Annotated in this window: 12 protein-coding genes, 1 tRNA gene and 1 pseudogene; 10 read left to right on the top strand and 4 right to left on the bottom strand. The window is 64.8% G+C overall.

Features of this window, described 5'->3' with window-relative positions:
- Window position 1 precedes the first annotated feature (1 nt).
- Both PYV00_RS21995 and PYV00_RS21990 read left to right on the top strand, forming a co-directional pair.
- Window positions 2–964: a tyrosine recombinase gene (locus PYV00_RS21995; protein ID WP_275230466.1), complete on the top strand. Its 963-nt coding sequence runs from the start codon at window positions 2–4 to the stop codon at window positions 962–964.
- 54 nt (window positions 965–1,018) lie between these two features.
- Entirely contained in the window at window positions 1,019–2,524 is a 1,506-nt protein-coding gene (locus tag PYV00_RS21990; RefSeq protein ID WP_275230465.1) for a M48 family metalloprotease, read from the top strand.
- A gap of 84 nt (window positions 2,525–2,608) precedes the next feature.
- On the opposite strand, the gene PYV00_RS21985 is transcribed toward PYV00_RS21990, so the two are convergent.
- Both PYV00_RS21985 and PYV00_RS21980 read right to left on the bottom strand, forming a co-directional pair.
- Window positions 2,609–2,788, bottom strand: coding sequence for a Flp family type IVb pilin (locus tag PYV00_RS21985; protein WP_275230464.1), 180 nt, complete (start codon window positions 2,786–2,788; stop codon window positions 2,609–2,611).
- Between the two features lie 102 nt (window positions 2,789–2,890).
- The gene (locus tag PYV00_RS21980; RefSeq protein ID WP_275230463.1) at window positions 2,891–3,076 is read right to left on the bottom strand and encodes a Flp family type IVb pilin; all 186 of its coding nucleotides are present in this window, start codon (window positions 3,074–3,076) and stop codon (window positions 2,891–2,893) included.
- 78 nt (window positions 3,077–3,154) lie between these two features.
- On the opposite strand from PYV00_RS21980, the gene PYV00_RS21975 reads away from it, so the two are divergent.
- Window positions 3,155–3,589: an NUDIX domain-containing protein gene (locus PYV00_RS21975; RefSeq protein ID WP_275230462.1), complete on the top strand. Its 435-nt coding sequence runs from the start codon at window positions 3,155–3,157 to the stop codon at window positions 3,587–3,589.
- Window positions 3,590–3,739: 150 nt separating this feature from the next.
- Window positions 3,740–3,816, top strand: a tRNA-Arg gene (locus tag PYV00_RS21970).
- 366 nt (window positions 3,817–4,182) lie between these two features.
- Here the strand turns inward: PYV00_RS21970 and PYV00_RS21965 are convergent.
- Both PYV00_RS21965 and PYV00_RS21960 read right to left on the bottom strand, forming a co-directional pair.
- Complete coding sequence (locus PYV00_RS21965; RefSeq protein WP_275230556.1) at window positions 4,183–4,353, bottom strand: DUF5818 domain-containing protein; 171 nt, start codon at window positions 4,351–4,353, stop codon at window positions 4,183–4,185.
- 43 nt (window positions 4,354–4,396) lie between these two features.
- Complete coding sequence (locus tag PYV00_RS21960; RefSeq protein ID WP_428981670.1) at window positions 4,397–5,056, bottom strand: lytic transglycosylase domain-containing protein; 660 nt, start codon at window positions 5,054–5,056, stop codon at window positions 4,397–4,399.
- Between the two features lie 126 nt (window positions 5,057–5,182).
- Here PYV00_RS21960 and PYV00_RS21955 point away from each other — a divergent pair, with 126 nt between their 5' ends.
- The 6 genes and pseudogenes from PYV00_RS21955 to PYV00_RS21930 form a co-directional block, all read left to right on the top strand.
- Window positions 5,183–6,076: a DUF7146 domain-containing protein gene (locus PYV00_RS21955; protein WP_275230461.1), complete on the top strand. Its 894-nt coding sequence runs from the start codon at window positions 5,183–5,185 to the stop codon at window positions 6,074–6,076.
- A gap of 75 nt (window positions 6,077–6,151) precedes the next feature.
- The gene (locus PYV00_RS21950) at window positions 6,152–10,384 is read left to right on the top strand and encodes a strawberry notch family protein (RefSeq protein ID WP_275230460.1); all 4,233 of its coding nucleotides are present in this window, start codon (window positions 6,152–6,154) and stop codon (window positions 10,382–10,384) included.
- Window positions 10,385–10,445: 61 nt separating this feature from the next.
- Window positions 10,446–10,859 carry an MbcA/ParS/Xre antitoxin family protein gene (locus tag PYV00_RS21945; protein ID WP_222886698.1) on the top strand — a complete coding sequence of 138 codons (414 nt, stop codon included), beginning with the start codon at window positions 10,446–10,448 and terminating at the stop codon, window positions 10,857–10,859.
- A complete protein-coding gene (locus PYV00_RS21940; protein ID WP_275230459.1) occupies window positions 10,856–11,584 on the top strand; it encodes an RES family NAD+ phosphorylase in 729 nt (242 codons plus the stop codon). Before PYV00_RS21945 ends, PYV00_RS21940 begins: the two co-directional genes overlap by 4 nt.
- A 69-nt stretch (window positions 11,585–11,653) precedes the next feature.
- On the top strand, window positions 11,654–11,935 hold the full coding sequence (locus tag PYV00_RS21935; protein WP_275230458.1) for a hypothetical protein: 282 nt from the start codon (window positions 11,654–11,656) through the stop codon (window positions 11,933–11,935).
- A gap of 162 nt (window positions 11,936–12,097) precedes the next feature.
- Window positions 12,098–12,313 (top strand): annotated as a pseudogene (locus tag PYV00_RS21930) (ParB/RepB/Spo0J family partition protein); the annotation flags it as partial.
- Window positions 12,314–12,375 lie beyond the last annotated feature (62 nt).

Raw genomic sequence — 12,375 nt, 5'->3', positions numbered from 1 at the left:
GATGGCGCCCGCCCGCCCTGCACCCGATGCGCTGGCGGGCGAGGACTGGATCGAACGCTTCCTGGCCATGCTCGCGGCCGAACGCGGGGCCGCCGTCAACACGCTGGCCGCCTATCGCCGCGATCTGGAAAGCGCGCGTCAGGCGACGGGCGATCTGGTCCGGGCCGATGGCCCGGCGCTGGCCGCGCTGGGGGAGCGCTGGTCCGGCCTTGCCGCCTCCAGCCTGGCTCGCCGATGTTCGGCGCTGCGCCAGTTCTTCGGCTTCCTGGTGGACGAAGGCGCGCGCGGGGACGATCCCTCGCCCGCCCTGCCGCGCCCGCGCACCCGGCGCCCCTTGCCGCGCATCCTCTCGCACGCGGAGGTCGAACGCTTCCTCGCCCGCGCCGAGGAGGATGCGGCGGCCGGCCGGCCCGAGGCGGTGCGGCTGCTGGCCCTGCTCGAACTGCTTTACGGCTCGGGCCTGCGCGCCAGCGAGCTGGTCTCGCTGCCCCTGGCGGCGGTGCCGCGCGACGCGCCGTTCCTGCATGTAACCGGCAAGGGCGGGCAGCAGCGGCTGGTGCCGGTCGGCCGGCGGGCCGGCGCGGCGCTGGCGCGCTGGCTGGCGCTGCGCCCGGCGGGATCGAAGTTCCTGTTCCCCTCGCGCGGGGCCAGCGGGCACCTGACGCGGGTGCGGCTGTTCCAGCTTTTGCGCGATCTGGCCGTTCGGGCGGATATCGATCCCGAGAAAGTCTCGCCCCACGTGCTGCGCCATGCCTTCGCCACGCACCTGCTGGAAGGCGGGGCGGACTTGCGCGTGCTGCAGACCTTGCTGGGCCATGCCGACATCGCCACGACGCAGATCTATACCCATGTCGAAAGCGCGCGGCTGGTCGCGCTGGTCAATGCCCGGCATCCGCTGGGCCCCGGCCAGCAAGCCGCCGCGCGGGCCGGTGAACCGGCGGCGAAAGGGGAACCAGCCGGATAGCCGCCGGTTGTTGGAGCGAATATCGGGCAGGACGGCAGACAGGAGGGACCACAGATGCCAGGCAACCACGAGATAACGCGCAAGGCGCTGGCGCTGTCATCGGCGGCCCTGCTGGCGCTGGCGGCGCCCGCCTGCACCACTCCCGGCGCCAGCGCCGAAGGCACGGCGGGAACCCCCGCCACCGTCGATACGATCAGCCAGGGCGACAAGACCCAGGGCGCCGAGGCGCATCCGCAACTTGTCGCCGAATTCGGCGGCGCCGTCACCGGCCCCCAGGCCAGCTATGTGGAAACGGTGGGCAAGACCATCGCGGTGCAATCGGGCCTCAGCAACGCGCGCGGCGATTTCACCGTCACGCTGCTGAATTCGCCGGTGAACAATGCCTTCGCCATTCCCGGCGGCTATGTCTACGTCACCCGCCAGCTTACCGCGCTGATGAACAACGAGGCGGAACTGGCCGGCGTGCTGGGGCACGAGGTGGGCCATGTCGCCGCGCGGCATTCGGCCAAGCGGCAGAAGGCGGCGACGCGCAATTCGGTGATCGGCGTGCTGGGCACGATCCTGTCGGGCGTGTTGCTGGGAGACAGCACGTTCGGCCGGCTGGGCCAGCAGGTCTTCTCGCAAGGCTCGCAACTGCTGACGCTGCAATATTCGCGTACGCAGGAACTGGAAGCGGACAATCTGGGCATCGAATACTTGCGCCGCGCGGGCTACGATCCCCGGGCGATGTCCACCGTGCTGGAAAGCCTGGCGCGGCAGAACGCGCTGGAGGCGCGGCTGCGCGGCACCACCAGCCAGGTGCCCGAATGGGCCTCCACCCATCCCGATCCGGCTTCGCGCGTGCGCGATGCGCTGGTCCGCGCCGGCACCGCCGCCAACGGCATGACCAATCGCGACACGTTCCTCACCCGGATCGACGGCCTCGTCTATGGCGACGATCCCCGCCAGGGCATCGTCGATGGCGCGCGCTTCACGCATCCCGACCTGCGCCTGGCGTTCGAGGCACCCACTGGCTTCTACATGGTGAACGGCACGCAATCGGTCTCGATCAGCGGCGAATCGGGCAAGGCGGAGTTTTCCGCCGGCGCCTATAACGGCAGCCTCGATGCCTATATCCGCGCCGTCTTCGCCAGCCTCACCGAAACCAACCAGCAGCGCATCGTGCCCGAGGTGATCCAGACCGCGACGGTCAACGGCATCCCCGCCGCCTATGGCAGCGCGCGCGTGCAGGCCAGCAGCGGCCCGGTGGACCTGGTGGTGTTCGCTTACGATTTCGGCGGCGGCAAGGCCTATCACTTCGTCACGATCACGCAGGCGGGCGGGGCCGGGGTGTTCAATCCCATGTTCAAGTCAATGCGCCGGATCTCGGCGAGCGAGGCGGGGGCGGTGCGGCCGCGCGTGCTCGATGTCGTGACTGTAAAATCGGGCGACACCGTGCAGTCCCTGTCAGCCCGCATGGCCTATGACGACGCGAAGCTGGACCGCTTCCTGGTGCTGAACGGGCTGAAGGCCGACCAGCGGCTGGTTCCCGGCCAGAAAGTCAAGCTCGTCACGTATTGAGCCGGGTGCGGCCATGCCCGCGCGAACGAAAAAGGGCGGCAGGTTTCCCTGCCGCCCCCTTATCATTCAAGACTTTGACAGCGATTACGCGGCGTCAACCGGCTCAGCCATCTTTTCCGAAGTCTTGTTGAAGGTGTCGGTCAGCTGCGAGCCGAGGCCCTGCATGGCGGCGATCGCGGCAACGGCGATGAGGGCGGCGATCAGGCCGTATTCGATGGCGGTGGCGCCTTCTTCGTTGCGGCGAAGCTTCTTGAGGAATTTCATGTCGTGTCTCCTGGTTTGCAGTCTTCAGTACCCGGTCCGTCGTGCATCTGCATTTCGAACATTCGCCGGGTTATTCCAAAAAGCTTTAGAAAGGTTTAAGCGTCACTTCGAAGTTGCTTCGCGAGAGGTGTCGGACACGAAGTTCCACATCTTGGAGTTCTCTTCGGCCACGCCGCGAACCGCGGCGATCAGGCCCAGCACGATCATCGCGCAGATCAGGCCGAACTCCACGGCCGAGGCGCCGCGGTCATCCTTGCGCAGTTCCTTCAGGATAGTGATGAAACTCATGATCGGTGCACACCTCGGCATTTTCCGCATCTGGGTACTCAGGGCAGCGTTAATTTTCTTCTAAACCGGGACAAACACTTGCAAGAAATCTCGACACCGCTGCTCGTCTCGGCGGTCGCGCTGATCGGTCCGGCGGGCACGGTCTTCATGCAGCGGCGGCATTTGGCTTCGGTGCATGGCGGCCTATGGGAATTCCCCGGCGGCAAGGCCGAAGCCGGCGAGCACCCCGAGGCGACCGCGATTCGCGAACTGGCCGAGGAACTGGGCATCCACTTGCGGCGCGAGGATCTGGTGCCCGCCGGTTTCGCCGCCGGGCAAACCCACGATGCGCGCCGGACGCTGGTGATCCTGCTTTATGCCTGCCGCCGCTGGCAAGGCGAGCCGCACGGCCACGAGGCCGAGGAGACCGGCTGGTTCGACCCCGCCGCGTTGGCCGGCCTGGCCATGCCCCCGCTCGATTATCCGCTGGCGGCCCAACTCCACCGCGCGCTGGTGAAGGCCGCCCTGTTCTGAACGCTCGATCGGCCATGCGCGCAGGACCGCCCACTCCCGCGCCACGGCGACGGCTGGCCGCGCGAGCGGTCCCTCAAGCCGCCCGCCATGCGAAAGCCGTTTTAGGCGCTTGCAAAACCTCCGGCTCCTATCTATGTGCGGCCCTCCAACGCGCCCGTAGCTCAGCTGGATAGAGCATCAGACTACGAATCTGAGGGTCGGACGTTCGAATCGTTCCGGGCGCGCCATTTTTCAAAGACTTAGCGAAAATGTTTCCCCCTCGTGGGGCTCCTAGGTATCAGCCTAGGTAACATTTCAACTTGGCTCGTTGTTTCTCGACACGCCACGCACCAGGTACGTAGTGCGCTAATCCGCATGGGTCCGTTTGGCGCCGCTCCTGCCGAATCACGTTGGATGCCGCCGTTGATCGCTATGGCGAAGGGCTTTCGGGACAGAGGCCCCGCTGTTTGCCCTGAATGGATAAAGCGCGTTCGAGGGCCGTTCCTTTGCGGACACCGATGTCGAGAACGTCGTGCTCAGCACCGTTGAGCCGCAAAGAGGGGATGCTTCTCTAAACTCTTGAGCCTGGCTGCGGCTCAGGTGCGCGCGTTCAGCTACTGCACCAACCCAATCCAATCCGCCCGCAAGCGATCAATGCCAGCAACAATGCCTTCGACGATGACCGCATAGCCGATAAGATCGTCGGTAAGTTCCTCGCTTTCGACGATCCAAACCTCGTCCGATTTCGTGGTCAGGATCATTCCGCGTCTCCCGCGGCTCAGCATTCCCGACACGCGTATTCGACCGGAACTCACAACTACCCCCTGCTCAAAAGCGCCAATGGCGCAGCACGTCGCGCACATAGGCCGGTGTCTCGCCATTGCGTGGAATACCGCCGGCTCGCTCGACGGCGCCAGGCCCTGCGTTGTAGGCAGCGAGGGCCAGATGCACTACCCCGAACTTGTCGAGCATCTGGCGAAGATACCGCGCCGCACCGAAAATGTTGGCCATTGGATCGAAGCGGTTTGAAACGCCAAGGTCGCGGGCGGTCCCCGGCATCAACTGACCCAGGCCTGCGGCGCCCGCCTTGCTGATCGCCAAGGGATTATACCGGGATTCCGTCCATACCAGGGCGTCGAGAAGGCCACTCGGTAGCGAATACTGAGCCTCCGCAGCGTAGACATGGGGAAGGTAGTTTGCCCGTCGAAAGCCCGACGGGCCGACTGCTTCTGGCTTCGCATAACGATAGGGAAGGTACGTCCGGCCCGCCTCGACAACCGGGATGCCGGACGAAGCTGGCGGGGGTTGTCGCCAGATTCCATGTTCGACCAGTTGGAAACCGTTGGCTCCCTCGGCCACGCGGAGGCCGTCAGGTCGAAGGTCAGGCGCGCCTGCAGCCTCAGCAGCCATTTGCTCCTGCGCGTGGGCCGGCACGACGAATGCCAATCCCGTCAGTATCGAGGTTATCGCAACCCACTTCACTGTCATTTTCCGATTCCTTATTTGGCCGAATCGGAGGGAACATATATAGAACATTGTATGTAGGAAAACGCATTGGCAGCGGCGCAGAGCGGAGGCTGCGCGGGTGGAGGCATGTCAAGATGGAGCTGCCTCATGTCCCAAGTTCACGGCGCGTCACTCGAAGCTCGCGCCAGGAAGATCGTCGAGGCACTGGGTGGCACCTGGTCGCGTTCGCGCGGCATGTGTTGCTGTCCGGCCCATGCAGACCGCACCCCCTCGCTGAGCATCACGCTCGGTAAGCGTGCGATCCTGGTCCATTGCTTCGCCGGTTGCGCCAACGAGGCGGTCATCACCAGCATGGCCAAGCTGGGCGTGCGGATCTCGGACCTGTTCGACGGTCGGGGCGGTCCGATCGCCTCGGAGCCACGCGAGGAAGTTGCCGATCGCAATGCGCTACGACTGTGGCGCGAGGCCTCGATCCTCCCAGATAGCCCGGCCGCGCGCTATCTCTCGGCAAGGGGCATTACGATCGGATCTTCCGAGCTGCGCTTTCATGCGCGCATGCCGTTGGGGCCGAAGGGCGCGGTGCGGTTCTTACCGGCTCTGGTGGCAGCGGTACGCAACGACGCCGGCATTCTGGCGTTGCACCGAACCTTTATCGATACCGATAGCGACCGTCTTGCCACGTTCGAGCAGCCCAAGCGCGCGCTAGGCAGTCCCGGCTCAGGCGCCGTGCGCCTGGCTAACCCGCGCGGTGGTCGCCTTGGTCTTGCCGAAGGAAATGAGTCCGCGCTCTCGGCCATGCAGTTGTTCGACATTCCCTGTTGGGCAACGCTCGGCAACGAGCGGTTCGGTTTGGTCACGATCCCGGAGTCGGTGCGCGAACTCCATCTCTTCGTTGACAACGATGCGGGAGGTCTGCTCGCAGAAGAACGCGCGCACGAAGCCTATGCCTGCGAGGGCCGCCGTATCGTCACCCGGCGTCCTGAGCGGGCGAACGACGACTGGAACGATGTGCTGATGGGACGATTGCGGGCGTCGGCTTGAGCATCACAGAGAGGAAAGATGGCTTGGGGCCTTTTGAGGCCCCTGATCGGACTTGGGCCTCGTCAGGAGGTTCCCATGTCTCATGCTTCATCCGCTTTCGCATTTTCACGCCCCGTCGAGCCGCAAGCCTTGACGACGGCCAGGTCGCTTGCTGCCCGGATCAGTGCCGATCAGGCCATCTCCCGCGCCGTGCTGAACGCCACAATGCGCGAGCATTTCGGCGGCAGTGATGCGCAAGGCCGCTGGTCGGTGCGAGATGCCCACGCTGCGCTGGAACTGGCGCAGGTGCTCTTCCTCCAGGACCAGCCCGAACTCGTCACCACCATGTCGCCCGAATTGGCCGACCGAACCTTTGCACATCTGGAAGCGCTGGTGCCGAGACAGACCACTCGCAGCGACGAGCAGATGGAGTGGCAGCAGTTCGCGACGCCGCCCCGTATCGCCTGGCTCGCCGCGCGGGCCTGCCAGATTTCCGCCGAAGAATTGGTGCTCGAACCCTCGGCCGGAACCGGAATGCTCGCGGTCTGGGGCGCGAAGGCCGGTGCTCGTCTCGCGCTGAACGAAATTTCGCCGCTGCGCCGTGAGTGTCTTGGGACTCTTTTTCCGGCAGCGCGCGTCACCGCCCTCGACGGTGAACTGATCGACGAACTGCTCGATCCGCTGGTCGCACCCAGTGTGGTGCTGATGAACCCGCCCTATTCCCATGGGATCGAGCGCGGCCAAGACGGACGCACCGGTGCGCGTCACTTGCGCTCAGCCTGGAAGCGGCTGCTCCCCGCCGGCCGCCTCGTCGCAATGATGCCCGACTGGTTTGATCTGCCGCGCTTCCTCGCCGGGATCGTCGGCCCGGTGGCCCTGCGGCTCAACGCCACGGTCGAGCGCGGCTTCGTCAAGCAGGGCACCTCGATTACCACCCGGCTCTTGGTGCTCGACAAGGCAGATGGCGGCGACAGCCCGATGATCGCCAAGCCGGCGAACTTCACCGAGCTGTGCCTGTTGGTCGAAAAGTTGCCCGATCGGGCGGCGCGTATGGCCGAGCCGATCATCGCGGCGCGACCGGCGTTGCCGCTGCGCCTGATTGCGTCAGCAAGGAAGCCGGTTCCGCTTGCACTTCGCCCCGTCGCTGCGGCCCCGTCTATCCTGCCGCTCGCTTACCAGCCGCTCGAAGCGCCGGCCCCGATCGCCGAGCAGATCGGGCACTATCTCCCCTACCGGCCAAGCCGCATCGCGATTCAGGGCGCGGTCGAGCATCCGACCCCACTAGTTGAATCGGTCGCGATGGGCTCGATCACCGCGCCGGTGCCTGAGGCGGTGCCCCAGCTTCCCTCGGCAGTGGTCGGCAATGGTATACTCTCGGTCGCCCAGGCCGAGACCCTGATCTACGCCGCGAGCGCCCATGCCCGCGATCTCTCTGGTCGGTTCGAGCCCGAGGATAAAGGCTGTGCCTTGAAGGCGAGCGCCGAAGGCAAAGTCTTCCGCATGGGGTACTTCCTTGGCGATGGGACGGGTGCGGGCAAGGGCCGCCAAGTCGCCTCGGTTATCCTTGATCGCTGGGTGAGGGGAGAACGCCGCCACATCTGGATATCGAAGAACGAGGCCTTGCTCGAAGACGCGCGCCGTGACTGGACAGCGCTCGGTGGCCTGCCGATTGATGTCCAGCCACTCGGCCAATGGAAGCTCGGGACGCCGGTTGGGATGCGCGAGGGCATTCTTTTCGTCACCTATCCGACCCTCCGCTCAGGCCGCAGTGATGCGACCCGGCTCGAGCAGATCCTCGACTGGGCAGGCGACGACTTCGATGGCGTGATCGTCTTCGATGAGGCCCACGCCATGGCCAATGCCGCGGGCGGCGAAGGATCGCGCGGAAAGGTCAAGGGCTCGAACCAGGGAATCGCGGGGGTGCGCCTCCAGAATCTCTTGCCCCGCGCCCGCGTGCTATATGCTTCGGCGACCGGCGCGTCGGACGTCAACAATCTCGCCTATGCGACCCGGCTTGGCCTCTGGGGACCGGAAACCGCCTTCGCCAACCGCGAGGCCTTCGTCGCCGACATTCGCGATGGCGGCATTGCCGCAATGGAACTGGTCGCCCGCGATCTCAAATCGCTAGGGCTCTACACCGCGCGAGCGCTGTCGTTCGCCGGGGTCGAATACGAGATCCTCGAACATTGCCTCTCCGTCGACCAGATCGCGGTCTTCGACGCCTATGCCGAAGCCTGGGCGATCATCCATGCCAACCTGCGCGATGCTCTGGCGGCGACCCGGATTGTCGATGCCGACAGCGGAGATACCCTGAACTCCGGGGCCAAGGCGGCGGCGCTCTCGATCTTCGAGGGCACCAAGCAGCGGTTCTTTGCGCAATTGCTGCTCTCGATGAAGTTGCCGAGCCTGCTACCGGCAATCGATACAACACTTGCCGAAGGCAATGCCGTGGTGGTGCAGCTCGTCTCGACTGCGGAAGCCATGCTCGATCGCCGCCTCGCCGACCTTACCGATGCCGAACGTGAAGCGCTTGAGATCGACCTTTCTCCCCGCGAATACGTGATCGACTACCTCACCAAGAGCTTTCCGGTGCGGTTGATGGCCGTATTCAAGGACGAGAACGGCAATCCGCGCTCCGAGCCGATGGTCGACGATGCTGGCGCCCCGGTGCTGTGCCGCTCGGCGCTCGACGCGCGCGACCGAATGATCGAGCAACTCTGCGCGTTGCCGCCGATCGCCACCGCGCTCGATGCGATCATCGAGCGGTTCGGGGCCGACCAGGTAGCTGAGGTCACCGGGCGAACCCATCGGCTGATCGTCGGACGCGACGGGCGCCAGCAGCTTCAATCCCGTAGCCCCCGTGCCAATGTTGCCGAGACACAGGCGTTCATGGACGGCTCGAAGAAGGTTCTGGTCTTCTCTGACGCCGGCGGTACGGGCCGCAGCTATCATGCCGACCTTGCGGCAAAGAACCAGGCGCGCCGCGTCCATTTCCTGCTTGAACCGGGCTGGCGCGCCGATGCCGCCATCCAGGGACTCGGGCGGACCAACCGCACCAACCAGGCCTCGGCGCCGCTGTTCCGTCCTGTCACCACCGATGTGCGCGGCGAGCGGCGGTTTATCTCGACCATAGCGCGACGGCTCGACAGCCTCGGCGCGCTAACCCGCGGTCAGCGCCAGACCGGCGGGCAGAACCTGTTCGATCCCGCCGACAATCTCGAAAGCTCCTATGCCAAGGAGGCGCTTCACCGCTGGTTCGGCTTGCTGTTCATCGGAAAGCTCGACGCCGTGAGCCTCGCGCGGTTTGAGGAACTGACCGGACTCAGGATCGAAGGCCCCGACGGATCGATGGTCGACGACCTGCCGACGATCCAGCGCTGGCTCAACCGCATACTCGCGCTGCCGATCGCTCTGCAGAACGGCATCTTCGACGAGTTCCTCGGGTTGGTCGAAGCGCGGATCGATGCCGCGCGGCGGGCGGGCACGCTCGAACTCGGGGTCGAGACCATCGCGGTCGAGCATTTCGAGGTGCTCTCCGACACCCTGCTGCGCACCGATGCGCTCTCGGGCGCGACCACGCACCTCCTCGAACTCGAGATCGCCCGCGCGCTGAAGCCCTTGGGCCTCGCACGGCTTGAGGAGCTCTATGGTCTCTCGGGCGAGCGCCAGCAGTTGCTGCGCAATGCCCGTTCGGGCCGGATCGGGCTGTTGGTTCCGGCACGCAGCCTACTTGCCGACGACGGCACGCGGGTTGCCCGTTTCGAACTGGTCCGGCCCTTGAAGCACGGCCACCTAACCGCCGAGCAGCTTGAGGAAAGCAACTGGGAGCCAGTCGATTTCGCCGAGTTTCGCCGCCTCTGGCAAGCTGAGGTCGGTGAAGCCGCTGCGAGCCACAAGCGCGAACGACTGCATCTCGCGACTGGGATGCTGCTTCCGGTCTGGGACAAGCTCCCTTCCGACTATGTTCGGGTCAGTCGGATCTCCGCTCGCGACGGGCGCTCGCTACTGGGTCGCGAAGTGCCACTCCACTGCGTTCCCGAAATCTGCCAGGCCCTGGGTCTGGAGGACGAACATGCGTTCTCGGCCGATCAGATCGTCGACGCTGTGCTCACCGGTGGCCGGCCGATGCAGGTCAAGGGCCGCGAGGCGCTCACCCTCAAGCGCAGCCTGGTCAACGGGACTCAGCGGCTCGAGCTTGCCGGTTGGTCGGCGGCGCGGCTTGACTGGTACAAGGCGCAAGGCTGTTTTACCGAGATCATCCGCTATCAGACGCGGTTGTTCGTGCCGACGACAGGCGCTGCGGGTATCCTCGCGCGGCTTGGCCAGTAGCTGCGGAACATATTGCCAAATGGCAACCAATGGAATATATAGTGCCATATGGAGACTTGCCATGCTGGCTTTGCAACCCGTTGATACTACTGCTCCGGCGTTTCGTCCGGATCCGATTACCCAGGACGAAGCTGCCGCTATGTTCAGGGCGGTTCTCAACCTCTTTGGCAAGTGGGAACTTACCGACGAACAGGCGGCGACGCTGCTTGATATGCCGGTGCGCTCCTATCGGCGCTGGAAGGCTGAAGGGCCCGGCCGGGTCTCGCGTGATGGCGCGGCTCGCCTTTCCAACCTGATGGGCATTCACAAGGCGCTACGGATTGTCTTTTCGGACGCCCAGCGCGGTTATGCCTGGATCAAGGCAGAAAATAGCGCCTTCGCCGGATCGAGCGCACTTGATGTCATGCTCGGCGGTGAACTCACCGACATCATGCGCGTGCGCCGCTACCTCGACGCCGAGCGCGGTGGCTGGTGACGGATCAAGAGCAAGGCCCTGTTTCCCATGTTGAGTGGAAAGGCGCTGTCCGGATCCTCCGCAGCGCCTTTCCGCCGATCGACCTGTTCGAGGACATCGCCGACCCCGCCGACTGGCCGCTGCTGATCTCGGCAGAGCAAAAGACCAATCCCCGGATCATGGCGACCATCGGCAATCTGGACCTTGTGCCAGCGGACCGGCGGGTAGGCGGAAACGGTGCGTCTTATCTGATGGCGCCGTTCACCCATGTCAGCGTGGACCGGCCAAGCCGCTTCACCGATGGCAGCTATGGCGTCCTCTATGTCGGAAAAGCCTTCGAGACCGCTCTCTTCGAAACCATCCATCACCATGGCCGGTTCATGGCCCGCACCGCCGAAGAGCCCGGTTGGACCTCTCAATTCCGCGAGATCGTCCTTTCGGTCAGTGCCGATCTGCACGACCTGAGGGGAACTGAGCCCGCCAATCCAGCCCTTGATCCCGACAGCTATGTGGCGTCCCAGAGGCTTGCGGCAGCCCTTAAAGCGGGTGGGGCCGATGGCATGGTCTATCCGAGCATCCGGCATCCCGGAGGGGAATGTGTCGGACTGTTCTACCCTGACTGCGCATCAGAACCCGTTCAGGGGCGCCATCTCGACTATCATTGGGATGGGACGCGCGTCGATCTGGTGCGCGACGCGGGGACGGGCGCGGTCTTTCGTGTGATCGATCTACCGGCGGATGAGTAGCGGTCCGATGATCGCAGCATGGAGTTGCTACGGATGGGAAAGCGGAATCTCGCGATAGTGGGAACGCATGTGGACTTCTTCGCCAACATTTTCGACGAGAATGTTGGGGCCGATCCCTCCCATGTTTCCCGCTGCGCTTCGCCTCAAGATGCTGCGACCAGCTACTTCAAAGACATCTTTGAGAACTCGAACGGCCGCATTCGTTCGGCCGTGGTCGCCGTTTGGCCAGTCACATCGCCCGTCGAGCACCGCATCATCTTTGATGCGGATGCCGTTCTGACACCGTGCATGGAGCCTGATGCCGAACCCGGCGAGTTTGATGTCTTTCTGGACGTCCGCGCGCGGATGTAGCGTACTGCTGCGCGGCCTGGCTTGGTGTCCTCAAGCGTGAACCCGTCGCGACGAGAATGAGCCCTTCAGCTAAATTGAGCAGAGGGGAGGAGGCTTTGCCCTGATTGAGCCAGTTGGGCGTCGATGGTCGATGCGCTGGGCTCGCAATCAGGAGTATGTGCCATGATCAAGACGATCCCGCTGAACAAGCTGGTTCCCTCGCCGCGCAATGTCCGCCGCCATAACGACCCGGCGGCCGACGCCGAGCTCAAGGCCAGCATTGCCGCGAGAGGCCTGCTGCAGAATCTCATCGTGCGTCCGAGCGCCAAGGGCAAGTTCGAGGTCGAGGCCGGCGAGCGCCGCCGTAAGGCGATGCTGGCGCTGGCGGACGCCAAGGTGTAGCGCGACGATTACGGAGTCCGGTCGGCGTCAATTTTGATGGCCGATAGGTGGCCGCGCCG

Source organism: Novosphingobium album (ex Liu et al. 2023) (assembly GCF_029076845.1).
In the GTDB taxonomy this organism is placed as follows: Bacteria; Pseudomonadota; Alphaproteobacteria; order Sphingomonadales; family Sphingomonadaceae; genus Novosphingobium.
This window is presented reverse-complemented; position numbering and strand designations above follow the sequence as displayed.

Bases quoted from the DNA above. Each gene is read 5' to 3' on its own strand.
- PYV00_RS21995 (WP_275230466.1), top strand. From the start codon at position 2: ATGGCGCCCGCCCGCCCTGCACCCGATGCGCTGGCGGGCGAGGACTGG.
- PYV00_RS21990 (WP_275230465.1), top strand. From the start codon at position 1,019: ATGCCAGGCAACCACGAGATAACGCGCAAGGCGCTGGCGCTGTCATCG.
- PYV00_RS21985 (WP_275230464.1), bottom strand. From the start codon at position 2,788: ATGAAATTCCTCAAGAAGCTTCGCCGCAACGAAGAAGGCGCCACCGCC.
- PYV00_RS21980 (WP_275230463.1), bottom strand. From the start codon at position 3,076: ATGAGTTTCATCACTATCCTGAAGGAACTGCGCAAGGATGACCGCGGC.
- PYV00_RS21965 (WP_275230556.1), bottom strand. From the start codon at position 4,353: ATGCTGAGCCGCGGGAGACGCGGAATGATCCTGACCACGAAATCGGAC.
- PYV00_RS21960 (WP_428981670.1), bottom strand. From the start codon at position 5,056: ATGACAGTGAAGTGGGTTGCGATAACCTCGATACTGACGGGATTGGCA.
- PYV00_RS21955 (WP_275230461.1), top strand. From the start codon at position 5,183: ATGTCCCAAGTTCACGGCGCGTCACTCGAAGCTCGCGCCAGGAAGATC.
- PYV00_RS21950 (WP_275230460.1), top strand. From the start codon at position 6,152: ATGTCTCATGCTTCATCCGCTTTCGCATTTTCACGCCCCGTCGAGCCG.
- PYV00_RS21945 (WP_222886698.1), top strand. From the start codon at position 10,446: ATGCTGGCTTTGCAACCCGTTGATACTACTGCTCCGGCGTTTCGTCCG.